The organism is Floridaenema aerugineum BLCC-F46, assembly GCF_041929345.1.
Classification (GTDB): domain Bacteria; phylum Cyanobacteriota; class Cyanobacteriia; order Cyanobacteriales; family Aerosakkonemataceae; genus Floridanema; species Floridanema aerugineum.
Genome location: NZ_JBHFNQ010000219.1, coordinates 23,426 through 37,024 on the forward strand (window position 1 = coordinate 23,426; position 13,599 = coordinate 37,024).

Below are 13,599 nucleotides of genomic sequence, written 5' to 3' on the forward strand. Positions count from 1 at the left end.
TAAATTCTCGCTGGTGCAATGACTCCGACAAAAGTTCAGTTTCCCCAATTTTTACGATTTTCCCGAAGTGCGAATCTTTCGATGCAATTAATGGCGATCGGGTTTATCATAACCTTATGCTTCGTCTTAATTGCCATTTTAGCCCCAACATTTCAATCTTGGGGATGGTTACAAGATCCGACTCAATCATTAAAAAATCCGATTAACGAACCCCCTTCTTGGCAACATTGGTTTGGTACAACTAACCAAGGTTACGATGTTTTTTCCCGGAGTTTGTTTGGTAGTCAAGCAGCATTACAAGTAGTAATTCTTGCCACAGTATTAAGTTTGTCGATCGGTGTACCTTTAGGTTTAGTTAGTGGATATTTAGCAGGAAGATTAGACAGAATATTGCTATTTTTGATGGATAGCATTTACACTTTGCCGGGGTTATTATTGTCAGTAACTTTAGCTTTTGTGGTGGGTAAAGGGGTTGTGAATGCGGCGATCGCACTTAGTATATCCTACATTCCTCAATATTACCGAGTTGTGAGAAACCACACAGTTAGCGTCAAAAACGAACTATTTATTGAAGCAGCGCAAGCAATGGGTGCAGACACTTGGACAGTGCTTTCTCGCTACTTATTTTTAAATGTAATTCAAAACGTTCCGGTATTATTTACTCTCAACGCCGCCGATGCTATTCTCATACTTGGAGGTTTGGGATTTTTGGGATTAGGACTTCCCGACGAAGTACCAGAATGGGGACATGATTTAAAATTAGCCTTAGAAGCATTACCCACAGGTATTTGGTGGACTGCCCTTTTTCCAGGTTTAGCCTTAACCTTATTAGTAGTAGGATTATCCTTATTAGGTGAAGGATTGAGCGAATTTTTCAATCCTAAATCTAGAAGACAAGAGTAAAATCAAATCGAAAAATTAAAATCTAAAATCGCAAGATGGCAGCAGAAGTAATTGGCATAGACTTGGGAGGAACCGCCATTAAATTAGGTCGGTTTTCGGAAGATGGTAAATGCGAGGAATCTTTAACAACACCGACACCGCAACCTGCAACACCAGAAGCAGTTATTCAAGCATTGGTAGCAGCAATAAATACTTTGAGAACTGCGGCAGTAAAAGCGATCGGTGTCGGTACTCCTGGGCCAACTGATGCAGCCGGAAAAATTGCTAAAATTGCGATTAACTTAGTAGGATGGAACGATATCCCTTTAGCTGAATTATTGGAAGCAAAAATAGGTTTACCTACCATTATTGCTAATGATGCTAATTGCGCTGCTTTGGGGGAAGCTTGGTTAGGTGCAGGACGAAATTTTCGCAATTTAATATTACTAACTTTGGGCACTGGAGTTGGAGGCGCAATTATTTTAGATGGCAAACTATTTACAGGACATCAAGGCGCAGCCGGGGAATTAGGCTTAATTTGTTTGCATCCAGAAGGGCCAAAATGTAATAGTGGAAATCATGGTTCTTTGGAACAATATGTCTCAATACAAGCAATTCGCCGTCTTACAGGTTTAGAACCAAAAGAATTAGGAGAATTAGCCCAAAAAGGTGATTATAAAGCTTTAGAATTTTGGCAAAGTTACGGGAAAAATTTAGGTATAGGTTTAGCAAGTTTAATTTATGTTCTCACGCCGGAAGCAATTGTTATTGGTGGGGGAATTAGCGCTAGTGCTAAGTTTTTCTTTCCCGCAGCTTTAGCAGAAATTGAACAACGAGTTTTACCTATTTCTCGCACAGGTTTGCAACTTTTATTAGCAGAATTAGGCAACCAAGCGGGAATGGTAGGTGCAGCAAAGTTAGCATGGCAAATGTTAAATAGTTAGGACTTACCCAAGTGTCACAATTGAACCCTGATTGTAGGGTGCGTCAGACCATAAATCTGATCGACAACATCAGGCTTTTAGGTTCTGACGCACCCTACTAATTGTGCCAGTTGCGTAAGTCCTGATAGTAAAGGTTAGTTGTGAGAACTTTAGTCCTTTTTGCTGACAGCAGGACTTTAGTCCTCACAACAAACTTTTCTCTAATTATTAAGGTAAAGATAGACCTGTTGATTGTTTGATATAGTTTTGGACTTTTGCGTATGTTTCTGAGTTGTTATTGGGGTGAATTATAATTGGTAAAGATCCTTCAGGCAACCAAAAAGTAATTCTGCCATTTGGTTCGGCGGAAAAAGCACCAATCTTTTTCAGATTGATTAAATACTGTTTATTTTCATAGTCAATTTTTACCCAATACAACTCGAAAGCTATTTCAGTGACGTGCTGAATGTAAGTCAGCAAGCTTTTATGTATTTCTGGGTGCGCTTGGGGGCTGACTACAATGGGATAGGCGCTATCTGGTAGCCAAAAGGTGATCCTGGCGTTTGGTTCATAAGCGAAACCACTAACGCGGTCTAGGTCTACTATATATTGTTTCCTGTCGTAACTAAATTTAATCCAATATGCCACAGAGATTCTTCCTCGCGATCGCTATTTCCTCTATTCACTCGCTTTTAAATAAAGCCGTATAATTTTGTTTTCCTGAGTATAAAGGAATTCAGCTAATTTAGATTTTTGATTTTTGATTGATATTACTGATAAATTTTGAGGAAAGGCTAAAAAATTCTTTTCTCTTTCACCTTTCCCCCGATCTTCCCTGGAAAACTTCTGCCTTTCTTCGGTGAAATTGTCCATTTTGAATTGTTTATTATTTAACTTCGCTTGTAGCATTCAAAATGGGATCTCTATCAGCATCAGCAATTATCACTTGTTCGGCAGCATTTATTCCGGGTGCAATAATCAGTTTTTGACTGGTTGTAGCAGTTGCACTTTCTCCTGATTTAACTTTGAAAGCTGCTTGAATAAACCCTTTAAATAAGGGGTGAGGTGTGCTGGGACGAGATTGAAATTCTGGGTGGAATTGGGTAGCAATAAAGAAGGGGTGACTGGGAAGTTCGATAATTTCTACTAACCGTCCATCGGGTGAAGTTCCGCTGATAGCGTAACCATTTTCTAAAAACAGGTTGCGATAAGCGTTGTTAAATTCGTACCTGTGGCGATGGCGTTCGTAAACTACTTCTTTTTGATACAAACTTTTAGCCAAAGTATTAGGTGCTAATCGACAAGGATAAAGCCCTAATCTCATCGTTCCGCCCAAGTCTACTACATCATGTTGTTCGGGCAAAAGGTTAATCACTGGATTAGCAGTATTAGGATCGAATTCGGCGCTATTGGCATCTTTTAATCCTGCTACATTGCGTGCCCATTCCATGACGGAACATTGCATTCCTAAGCATAAACCTAAGAAGGGAATTTGATGATTCCGAGCGTATTCTACGGCGGCGATTTTACCATCTACACCGCGACTGCCAAATCCTCCGGGGACGACTACGCCATCTACATTTTGCAAATATTTTTCCGCACTATCGGTTTCAATATCTTCTGAGTTTACCCATTTTAAATTGAGGTCGAGGGAAAGTTCGATCGCAGCATGACGCAATGCTTCTACCATTGATAAGTAAGCATCACTTAACCGAACGTATTTACCAACAATGGCAATTTCAATGCTATTTTTGGGACTGTAGAGGCGATCGACTAAAGTTTGCCAATTACTTAAATCAGGTTGGCGCTGTTCTAATTGCAATAATTCTAATGCTTGTTGCGCTAATCCTTCCCGTTCTAAAAGTAGTGGTACTTCGTAAATACTTTTCGCATCGATGGAAGCGATGACGCATTGTTCTGGTACGTCGCAAAATTCAGAAAGTTTATGTTTGAGACTGCTGGGAATTGGGCGATCGCTCCGACATACTAAAATATCTGGTTGTATCCCGATCGATCGCAATTCTTTCACCGAATGTTGTGTCGGTTTGGTTTTCATTTCCCCAGCAGAAGCAATCCAAGGTACTAAGGTAACGTGCATATACAGCACATTTTGCCGTCCCACATCTTTACGAAGTTGGCGAATCGCTTCTAAAAATGGCAATGATTCAATATCCCCAACCGTACCACCAATTTCAGTGATTACTACATCCGGGTTAGTATTTTTAGCAACTCGACGAATCCGTTCTTTTATTTCGTTAGTAATATGGGGAATTACTTGTACTGTTCCCCCCATATAATCGCCGCGCCGTTCTTTATTAATTACCGCCTGATATATTGATCCAGTAGTAACACTATTAAGGCGCGACATTGAAGTGTCTGTGAAGCGTTCATAGTGCCCTAAATCTAAATCTGTTTCCGCGCCATCTTCGGTGACAAAAACTTCCCCATGTTGAAAGGGGCTCATTGTTCCCGGATCGACGTTAATATATGGGTCTAGTTTCAGGATGGAGACTGAATAATCCCGCGACTTGAGCAACCGACCTAAGCTAGCTGCTACAATTCCCTTGCCAATACTAGAAACTACACCGCCTGTTACAAAGACAAACTTAGCCATACAATGCTTAAATGAGAGCGTTCTTCCAACCTACCCGGTTAATTGTGCCACAATCTCAACCTTTGCGATTATGGTCTACAACCCCTTACACAGGATAGCATTTTTGTCAAAGATTTATTCTGTTAATTCTAGCTAATTTTTCTCTGGTTCTCTGTGGAGGTTTTTTATGGCTAAATTTTACACCCAGTTGGATGATTATTTACGCCAATTCATTGCGGAACAAAAGGTATTTTTCACTGCTACTGCGCCTTTTTCTGGTCGAATTAATTTATCTCCCAAAGGTATCGATACTTTTCGCTGTATCGATCGGAAAACTGTGGCATATTTAGATTTAACTGGTAGTGGCAATGAAACAGCAGCGCATTTATATGAAAATGGGCGAATGACGATTATGTTTTGCAGTTTTGCCGAAAAACCTTTGATTTTAAGACTTTATGGCAATGGACAAGTAATCGGGCCAAAAGATCCTGAATGGTCGAAGTTTTATAGTTTATTTAATCCTTTGCCGGGAGAACGGCAAATTATTGTCTTAAATATCAATTCAGCGCAAACTTCTTGCGGTTTTGGTGTGCCAATTTTTGAGTTTAAGGAGTCAAGACCAACCCTGAAAGAATGGACAGATAACAAGGGGGAAGAGGGAATTTTTGACTATTGGCGGGAGAAGAATCAAACTAGTATTGATGGACTGCCAACCAGAATTTTGGAAAATCGTTAAGGATGTGGCATTCACCAATGGGAAAAAGTTTAAAATTAGCTGGTTTAGGAATTGCTTTCGCTTTCACTACATTTAACTCAATTACCGAGATTACTGTGGCACAACAATCACTGGTTATTTCTTTCCCTTCGCGGACTGAATATCAAACTACTTCTGATAGAATGTTCTTTTTAGGTTCTGCGCCACCCGCAGGCAATGTGTTAGTAAATGGGCAACCAATTCAAAGGAGTCCGGGGGGACATTTCGCACCGAGATTTTCTTTAAACATGGGCGAAAATGTCTTTGTTTTCCGCTATCAAAACCAAGAACGACGCATCAGAGTTAATCGCATTTCTCGACAACCAAATTTACCGAATGGGTTAGCTTTTGCTGAAGGTTCTTTGTCACCAGCTGTAGATATTTCTAGATTACCAGGGGAGTTGATTTGTTTTAGTGCGATCGCACCCACAAACGCTACAGTTACAGTTAAACTAGGTAATCAAAATATTGGGTTATACCCTCAAGGAAAAAAGGTAGAATTGCCTCCTAATTTAGCAGTTTTAGCCGATCAAAATCAACCGATCCCCCCAACCCCCCTTGATAAGGGGGGCTTAAATCCGATTAGTAAATATGAAGGTTGCGCGGTTGCATCAGAAGCGGGAGAATTGGGTTTTCCTGAATTTCAATTGACCGCCAATGGAAATACTGTATCTCAAGTAGGGCAAGGGAGAATTTCGATCTTAACGCCCGCAGATTTAGAAATAGCTGAAGTGATTGTAGATGCTGGGGTTGCGCGTACTGGGCCAAGTACCGATCACTCGCGTTTGACACCTTTACCAAAAGGCACAATAGCAACAATAACTGGGCGAGAAGGTGACTGGGTAAGATTAGATTATGGTGGATGGATTAAAGCTGAAGAAGTGCAAGTTTCCAGAGCAAGTATACCACCACAATCGATTATTCGCAGCGTGAGTGCGCGACAAATTCCTGGTGCAACACAGGTGATTTTTCCCTTACAAGTTCCTGTACCTGTGAGTGTACAACAAGGCGATCGCACTTTCACCCTTACACTTTACAACACCACCGCCCAAACTGACATTATTCGCCTTGATGATAACCCATTAATCTCCCGTTTAGATTGGCAACAAGTCGCACCGAATCAAGTTCAGTATACCTTCAATTTAAAGTCAGGACAACAATGGGGTTATCAACTAAAATATGAAGGAACGAGTTTAGTTTTAACCTTAAGACATTCACCGACAACCTCCTCAGCGACACCTTCAGAAACCGGAGGAATGAAAGGAGAAAACGGCAAACCTTTGGCGGGTATTACTATTTTATTAGATCCCGGACATGGGGGAACAGAACCAGGGGCAGCGGGGCCAAATGGTTATTTAGAAAAAGATGTTAATTTGAGTGTATCTAGATTATTGCGAGATCAATTAGTTGCTAGGGGTGCGACAGTTTATATGACGAGAGAGGATGATAAAACTGTATCTTTGCCAGAAAGGATGGCGATGATTGATAGTGTACAACCTGCGATCGCGATTTCCATTCATTATAACTCCCTTCCCGACTATGGCGACGCTTTTAATACTAAAGGTGTGGGAACTTTTTGGTATCATCCCCAAGCCCATAGTTTAGCAGTATTTTTGCAAAAATATGTCGTGGAAAAATTAAATCGTCCTTCCTACGGAGTATATTGGAATAACCTCGCATTAACTCGCCCCCATTCCGCCCCTTCAGTATTGCTAGAATTAGGTTTTATGAGCAATCCTTTTGAATTTGAATGGGTCACAAATCCTCAAGAACAAAGTAAATTAGCTGCAATTTTAGCAGAGGGAATTACTGAATGGTTTAAGCAGTAATTGAGGATGATAAATTGGGAATGACAGGCAAGATGCCTGTCCTACAAGATTGGGGAAAATGAGCGATGATTAAAAAATGGAAAATCCTTAAATCGAAACTCGTTTTTAATAATAAATGGGTAACAATCCGGCAAGATGAAGTAGAATTGCCGAAAGGGGAAATCATTGATGATTTTTTTGTCGTAGTTCGTCCAGATATTGCCTTAGTTTTCCCCGTTACTGAAAATCAAGAAATTGTCTTTGTGCGACAATATCGACACGCGACTGGGGAAATTTTATTAGAACTTCCCGCAGGAAGACTTGACTCAGAAATAGAAGATGCGGAAGTGGCGGCGCGAAGAGAACTGGAAGAAGAAACGGGTTATGTTACAGAGGAGTTAGTTAAATTAGCAACTTTGTATGATAACCCGATTAAAGATACAAATAAAATTCATTTGTTTTTGGCGAAAAATGTGCAGTTAACCGGGAAACAAAACCTTGATGTTACAGAAGATGTGGAAGTTGTGTTAATCCCCATTGATAAAGTAATGACTAAAATTACTAATGGTGAAATTCGGGTATCAGGAACGATCGCAGCTATTTTCTTGGGAATAAATTACTTGTCCCAAACTAATTGTAGATAATAAAAATCCTTAAGCTTTATGAATTTTCCTTCCCTCCTTGAATCAGCGATTCAATGGTACTGAGAGGCAGGAACATTTCTAACTCTGAATTTTCTAAATTTTCAAATCCATAGCGTGAATAGTAGTTTTTGGCTTTCTCATCTTTAGCATCAACAAATAATCCTATACCTCCTGCTGTTTCAGCGACAACGAACGCCTTCCTCATTGCCTCTACCATGAGAATTTCTCCAATTCCCTTTCTTTGCCACTTTCGATCGACAGCCAAACGAGCTAATTTGATTCCTGGCACTTTCTGGGGATACTTTTTCACCCATCTTTCTGGCAAGTTTTCGCCGCGAATTTCGCATAGCGTTAAACTCAGATAGCCGATGATAGTTGAAGGCTGTTCGCTATCAATTAATACCCATGTCCGCGCTATCCCTTTTTGCTGATGTTGCCGCGCTGTTTGTTGCAAGTAACGATTGAGGGCTTCATTTCCACAATCGAAGTTCGTTCGATTATGTGTTTTTGTGAGTAATTCAATGATTTTCACGGAAAAAAATAGCGTGTTTTTCAAAGGCGGCTTTCAGTTTATCCGATGCTTTTGGGGGATTCTCCAGTAACTCGAAGATTCGATCGGCATCAGCATTAGATAGCTCAATAGTTTTCTGTTCTTCTAATACTTTGTGTGCTTCCTTTAAAGCTGCTTGCACGACGAATTGGTTTAAGCTTGCTCCCGATAATTCGGCAGCTTCCTGCAAGGTTTCTCTAACTTTCGCCGATACCCTGGCTGTTACTCGCACATCTTTTTGCTTTTGTTGACTCATAGACTTTTTTCTCTTTTATACTCTGAGTCTAACTATTTTGGTGTCATTTTGTCACTATTAAACCTACTAACGAAAAAAGTTTTGGTAAAAGTTCTAAATTTCGCTTTTTTAACTGTAGATGAGCTGGCAATTTTGCTTTCAAAAAGTACATTTATCCAGGCCACCAAGTTTGATCGCGTAGTTCATCAAGTGAGTAGGGGCATTGACAAGGAAATTCAACCGAGTTCTGAGTTTTTAATTCCACATAACCTTTTGCATCCTGATAGATTTGTTCTAATTCATCTTCTAAATAATTCAGAAGGGTTGTGGTTAATTTTCGATTTAGCTGTAATCGGAAATTATAGATTTCGCTTTGCCAATGAGCAGAATTATTCTCTTTTTCAGCCGTCCCATATTCTAGCAATAATAGATGCCTAATTATCTGCTCTAAAAGACTGACTACAGAATTTCTCTCTCTTTTCCCCAATTCTTCTAATTCCTCAATTAAATTTTCCAAATCGAGTGAATCAAATTGACGATTTTTCAGAAGTTTGATGGTCGTATCCAACCATTTAATGTCATCAACTTCATAAAGCTCTTTTAAATCAGTAATGTTGCTCATGATTTCCTCTTTTTTGGCAAAGAATATATTTGACTGTTTTTATTAACCAGGAAATCTATACTGTTTACAGGTGATATGTTAGCATAACAAGCGATCTCTAATAAAAAAAACTGCCCAAAATTTGTAAATTAGGACAACGCAGAACCTGGCAGATCCCCGACTTCTTAAAGAAGTCGGGGATCTGGGATGAGTCCTGTCCTAATACTTATCATCATTTCCTCATTTCACTTTTTTAACTATAGATGAACTGGCACTTTTGCGTTTAAATTAAGCCGATCGCTTGTTAACACCTAACAAACTAACTATAATAATATATACAAAATCTCTTACTCCATCATAATGACTGTCACAATAACTATTAACTTACCCGAAAGTGTAGTGGCATCTGTCCAACGTCTTGGAGAAGCAACATCACGAAATATATCAGAAGTATTAGCTGATACGCTAGAAATGATTTTACCTACCTTTAGTAATCTTTCAGAAATCAACCTTGATTCAGAAGTGTCTCAGCTTTCAAATCAAGAAATAATCGAATTAGCTAACTTAAAAATGGAAGAGAGACAAAATCAACGTCTTGGAGAACTCCAAACAAAGGGAAAAAATGCTGGATTGACGGAAGCAGAACGTTATGAACTGTTAGTTTTAATGTCAATTTATCAAATAGGACAATTAAGAAAATCAGCGGGATTAGCTGAAGCAGTTCGTCGAGGATTAAAAACACCTTTATTACCATGAGTTCTCGATCTGAAACTCTCCGGCAAAAGGTTCGGCAAAGAGCAGGAAATCGCTGTGAATATTGCCTTAGCCATCAAGATTATATTATGGGTAGGTTGCAAATCGATCATATACAGCCTCTCGCAAAAGGAGGAACGGATACAGAAGATAATCTTTGTTTAGCTTGTGAATTATGTAATCAGTATAAGTGGGTACAAACTGAAAGTGTAGATCCGCAATCAGAGGAAACAGTTTCTTTATTTAATCCTCGTCAACAGCAATGGAAAGAACATTTTACCTGGAATACAGAGGGAACCGAAATTATTGGTCTAACTGCCTGTGGTAGGGCAACAATTGCCGCACTACGATTAAATAATAATTTAGCTGTTATTGTGCGTCAAAATTGGGTTAAAGCTGGTTGGCATCCACCGAATTAAAGTTAAATTTTTTGAGGTAGACCAGAGACAAATTTAATAAAAAAGCTGCCCTAAATGTTAAATTTAGGGCAGCTGAAATATTGAAAAGATTGAACTAAACTAATTAGTCTTAGCGATCTGATAAGGACTGGTTAATTTATCCAATTGTTTGGTTAACAAACTGAGGAATAAACCGACATCGGTAACAACGCCAACAGATTCGATCGATCCCCGATCGCTTAACTTAGTCACAACAGCTGGGTTAATATCCACACAAACCATCTTCACTCCCGCAGGAGTCATATTACCCACACCGATCGAGTGCAACATGGAAGAAAGCATTAAAATCATGTCGGCACCTTGCAGCAATCTGGCATACTCTTCTTGTGCCTTAATCAGATCCATTTGGGTATCTGGTAACGGGCCATCATCGCGAATCGAACCAGCTAAACAGAAAGGTACATTGCTACGAACGCATTCGTACATTACACCATTTTGAATTACGCCATTTTCCACAGCTTTGGCGATACTTCCGTAACGGCGAATGGTGTTAATTACCTTTAGGTGGTGACGGTGCCCACCGCGAACAGCAACCCCTCGCTTCATATCTACACCTAACGAGGTTCCCATCATTGCTTGTTCGATGTCGTGAACTGCGATCGCATTTCCACCCAACAAAGCTTGCACATAACCTTCCCGAATCAACCGGGATAAGTGTTCCGCACCACCAGTATGAATCACCACTGGCCCTGCTGTCACTACCACTTTACCGCCTTGATCGCGAATTTGCCGCAATTCCCAAGCGATTTGTTCCACAACTAATTCTACACGGCGTTCGCTGGAAACACCCGAACCCATAAAGCTAAATTCTTGAGTGTTTCTTTGTTCGCGAGACTCGGTTTTACGAATAGTGCGGATACCTTCCACGCCAACAATTACATGATCGCCAATTTCTAAATCTCTGAGCAATTTACATTTAGCAACAGGCCCTTCGGTCGTAAAGTTTACTGCGATCGCGCCATCCATCCGCTGATTTTGTACCTTCACCCATTCACAATGTACCCTTACTTCTGTTGGGTAAATTGTCGTAACGTAAAAGTCATCTGGCGCAACCCCTGGAATAGTTACAGCTTCCGTATTAACATCACAAATTTCTTGAGGCGGAGGTAATGCACCCAGATCGATCAACTGAGTCATTATCTCTTCCATAATCTCATGATCGGGAGCAGAGACTTTGACCTCAGCAGAAGAAGTACTTTGGCGCTGTTCTCCTAAATAGAAATTGAGAACTTGGAAACTGCCACCATTGTCTACAATTAAGTCTAAGGCACGATTAATTAAACCAGAATCCAGCAAATGACCTTCCAGGCGAATAGTGCGACTTTCCACAGATACTAAACTGTGAACTTCCACTCTTACTGGTTCAGTAACGCGCAAGGTCAAGCATTTCGCTGCGCCACCAGCTTTTAAAAACTCAGTTAATGGTGTTTCTACTACTTGAAAACCACATTCTTTCAACCGTTGCTTTAAGCTGTCACTTACTTTATTCATCACTACCACGTCATCGACGTTGACAGCGTTACAAGCAAAATTAACTGCGTCTGCTTCTTCGATCGCAATGCGTTTTTCTGGCGCAACCCGCATTTCAATCAAGCGATTTGAATAAGAATCAAATGCTGGAGGATAGTAAAGTAAATAACCACCAGCTAACGGACAAAAGCAAGTATCTAAATGATAGAATCGCTCATCAATTAAGCGCAAAGAAAGCACTTCAATATCTAGCCATTTTGCCAAATAAGGGTGAGAATCTAATTCCGAACGGAAACCATAACCCGCCCATAACCAACGACCTTCGCGATCGAGTAAAGCATCACCCGCGCCTTCAAAAGGTAAATCTTTTGGTAATTCGTAAACTGTGTAACCTTGGTCTTCAAACCATTTTTTAAAATGCGGTTCTTCCCCTTGGCGTTCTTTATGATAAAAACGACTCAAAACGACAGTTTTACCTAATACTAAACCTGCGTTAGCGGTAAATACCATATCGGGCCAACCTTTCTCCGGTTGAACCAAATCTACTAAAGCATGATCTTTGAGGACATGGTGCAGTTTTTGCCATTGTTCGACGGCGCGATCGCGAGAAGACTTGTGTATATTGCCCTCCATCCAAGGATTAATTACATAATCTACGTCGTAGTGGTCAGGAGGGCACATCAGGAAGCGAATCGGATCAGTCATAATAAATCAGCTAGCTTAACTTTACGGCTTGGGTTTATATACATAAGCCGCCGTGAACCTACCCCTATAGTCAAAGTCTCAGGAATAGATGCGGGTCATACATATTAAAAGCCAAATCTCTATTTTAGAGTAGAAGGGTAGATAAAGAATAAATTTTTTCTCGCCATCTCAAGTTTAATTGCCCACAAAATGCCCAGAATCACTAAGCAGAAGTAGCAAAAGAAAACCGAATCATTTGTTACAGAATTTAACTAAACGATAAAATATTTTATTTAATCACAGCTTGGCGTGCGATTCCTCACTTTTTAATTGGGCGAAACTGCATTAAAGCAGAAGGCCAAGAAGCTTTTGCTAATAGAGGTTTTAATTCTGTAGCAACGCGAGTGGCTAATAATTTATGACCCTCAACATTGGGATGAATAAAATCCTCTTGGCGATAACGTGGATTATCCAAAATGCCTTTTAAAGATTCGGGAATTAAATAAGCATTAGTTTCCTTAGCTACCCGCTGATAAAGGGTTTTGTACTCATCAGTAAATAAACCTAAGTTCATACCCAAAAGTACAACAATTGCTGACTTTTCTTGAATTGAGGTAACAATTTGCCGTAAGTTTTTTTCCGTCTCCGACTTAGGAAATTTCCTTAAAAAATCATTACCACCAAGTTCCACAATTACTAACCAAGGTTCAGCAGCAATTACATCAGTTTGTAAGCGTTTTAATCCCATGTCTGTGGTATCACCACTCACGCCACGATTAATAATTGGTAAACCTAATTCCTGACTCAAAACACTAGGAAAAGCTTCTTTTTCTTCTACTCCATAACCTGAAGCAATGCTATCTCCTAAAACTATAACTTGTTTACCTGCACCTGCTTTCAGATTTTTGACAGAATCAATATAGTTGCTGCAACTAGTAAAAACTAACAACGAACAAAGCATCAAGATAAAGAAATTTAACCAGCGATATTTTTTCATATTGAATAAAGCGATCGCTACTATTACATCAATCTCATTTTCTCATCAATTATTAACAAAATCAAACACAGCTTAACCGGAGTCTTGCAGAATAAAAATTACTAGATATCTCCAAACAAGTAGAGACGTTGTATACAAAGTCTCTACCAGGATTCCAGGTAGGGCACCTTTAATTTCTGGAAATGCCTAATATAAAAATAGTACTTTCCTTTTCCTGTAATTGACAGAATCAGTTAGATTAGTTGGA

General features: G+C 39.8%; 15 protein-coding genes. 7 read left to right on the plus strand and 8 right to left on the minus strand.

Annotated elements, in window-relative coordinates:
* Window positions 1-18: 18 nt before the first annotated feature.
* Both ACE1CC_RS30635 and ACE1CC_RS30640 read left to right on the plus strand, forming a co-directional pair.
* Window positions 19-903, plus strand: coding sequence for an ABC transporter permease (locus tag ACE1CC_RS30635; RefSeq protein ID WP_413274217.1), 885 nt, complete (start codon window positions 19-21; stop codon window positions 901-903).
* Between the two features lie 35 nt (window positions 904-938).
* Entirely contained in the window at window positions 939-1,826 is an 888-nt protein-coding gene (locus ACE1CC_RS30640; RefSeq protein WP_413274218.1) for an ROK family protein, read from the plus strand.
* 207 nt (window positions 1,827-2,033) lie between these two features.
* On the opposite strand, the gene ACE1CC_RS30645 is transcribed toward ACE1CC_RS30640, so the two are convergent.
* From ACE1CC_RS30645 to ACE1CC_RS30655, 3 genes are read right to left on the minus strand one after another with little or no spacing between them, the layout of a single operon-like run.
* Window positions 2,034-2,453, minus strand: a complete 420-nt coding sequence (locus ACE1CC_RS30645) for a hypothetical protein (protein ID WP_413274219.1) — start codon at window positions 2,451-2,453, stop codon at window positions 2,034-2,036.
* Between the two features lie 30 nt (window positions 2,454-2,483).
* The gene (locus tag ACE1CC_RS30650) at window positions 2,484-2,714 is read right to left on the minus strand and encodes a hypothetical protein (RefSeq protein ID WP_413274220.1); all 231 of its coding nucleotides are present in this window, start codon (window positions 2,712-2,714) and stop codon (window positions 2,484-2,486) included.
* Window positions 2,692-4,419: a CTP synthase gene (locus ACE1CC_RS30655; protein ID WP_413274221.1), complete on the minus strand. Its 1,728-nt coding sequence runs from the start codon at window positions 4,417-4,419 to the stop codon at window positions 2,692-2,694. The genes ACE1CC_RS30650 and ACE1CC_RS30655 overlap by 23 nt, the downstream gene beginning before the upstream one ends.
* A 166-nt stretch (window positions 4,420-4,585) precedes the next feature.
* On the opposite strand from ACE1CC_RS30655, the gene ACE1CC_RS30660 reads away from it, so the two are divergent.
* From ACE1CC_RS30660 to ACE1CC_RS30670, 3 genes are all read left to right on the plus strand, one after another.
* Window positions 4,586-5,134 carry a pyridoxamine 5'-phosphate oxidase family protein gene (locus tag ACE1CC_RS30660; protein WP_413274222.1) on the plus strand — a complete coding sequence of 183 codons (549 nt, stop codon included), beginning with the start codon at window positions 4,586-4,588 and terminating at the stop codon, window positions 5,132-5,134.
* A gap of 2 nt (window positions 5,135-5,136) precedes the next feature.
* Window positions 5,137-6,981, plus strand: coding sequence for an N-acetylmuramoyl-L-alanine amidase (locus ACE1CC_RS30665; RefSeq protein ID WP_413274223.1), 1,845 nt, complete (start codon window positions 5,137-5,139; stop codon window positions 6,979-6,981).
* A gap of 65 nt (window positions 6,982-7,046) precedes the next feature.
* On the plus strand, window positions 7,047-7,604 hold the full coding sequence (locus ACE1CC_RS30670) for an NUDIX hydrolase (protein WP_413274224.1): 558 nt from the start codon (window positions 7,047-7,049) through the stop codon (window positions 7,602-7,604).
* A gap of 16 nt (window positions 7,605-7,620) precedes the next feature.
* Here the strand turns inward: ACE1CC_RS30670 and ACE1CC_RS30675 are convergent, their stop codons facing one another.
* The 3 genes from ACE1CC_RS30675 to ACE1CC_RS30685 form a co-directional block, all read right to left on the minus strand.
* A complete protein-coding gene (locus tag ACE1CC_RS30675) occupies window positions 7,621-8,136 on the minus strand; it encodes a GNAT family N-acetyltransferase (protein ID WP_413274225.1) in 516 nt (171 codons plus the stop codon).
* Window positions 8,123-8,410: a type II toxin-antitoxin system TacA family antitoxin gene (locus tag ACE1CC_RS30680; RefSeq protein ID WP_413274226.1), complete on the minus strand. Its 288-nt coding sequence runs from the start codon at window positions 8,408-8,410 to the stop codon at window positions 8,123-8,125. The genes ACE1CC_RS30675 and ACE1CC_RS30680 overlap by 14 nt, the downstream gene beginning before the upstream one ends.
* Before the next feature lie 151 nt (window positions 8,411-8,561).
* The gene (locus ACE1CC_RS30685) at window positions 8,562-9,011 is read right to left on the minus strand and encodes a DUF29 domain-containing protein (protein ID WP_413274227.1); all 450 of its coding nucleotides are present in this window, start codon (window positions 9,009-9,011) and stop codon (window positions 8,562-8,564) included.
* Window positions 9,012-9,350: 339 nt separating this feature from the next.
* Between ACE1CC_RS30685 and ACE1CC_RS30690 the strand changes: the two genes are divergently transcribed.
* Both ACE1CC_RS30690 and ACE1CC_RS30695 read left to right on the plus strand, forming a co-directional pair.
* Window positions 9,351-9,746, plus strand: a complete 396-nt coding sequence (locus ACE1CC_RS30690) for a hypothetical protein (protein ID WP_413274228.1) — start codon at window positions 9,351-9,353, stop codon at window positions 9,744-9,746.
* Complete coding sequence (locus tag ACE1CC_RS30695; protein WP_413274229.1) at window positions 9,743-10,162, plus strand: HNH endonuclease; 420 nt, start codon at window positions 9,743-9,745, stop codon at window positions 10,160-10,162. The genes ACE1CC_RS30690 and ACE1CC_RS30695 overlap by 4 nt, the downstream gene beginning before the upstream one ends.
* A gap of 99 nt (window positions 10,163-10,261) precedes the next feature.
* Here ACE1CC_RS30695 and argZ read toward each other — a convergent pair whose 3' ends face one another.
* Both argZ and ACE1CC_RS30705 read right to left on the minus strand, forming a co-directional pair.
* On the minus strand, window positions 10,262-12,376 hold the full coding sequence (gene argZ, locus ACE1CC_RS30700; RefSeq protein ID WP_413274230.1) for a bifunctional arginine dihydrolase/ornithine cyclodeaminase: 2,115 nt from the start codon (window positions 12,374-12,376) through the stop codon (window positions 10,262-10,264).
* A 298-nt stretch (window positions 12,377-12,674) separates the two neighbouring features.
* A complete protein-coding gene (locus ACE1CC_RS30705; protein ID WP_413274231.1) occupies window positions 12,675-13,352 on the minus strand; it encodes an arylesterase in 678 nt (225 codons plus the stop codon).
* Window positions 13,353-13,599 lie beyond the last annotated feature (247 nt).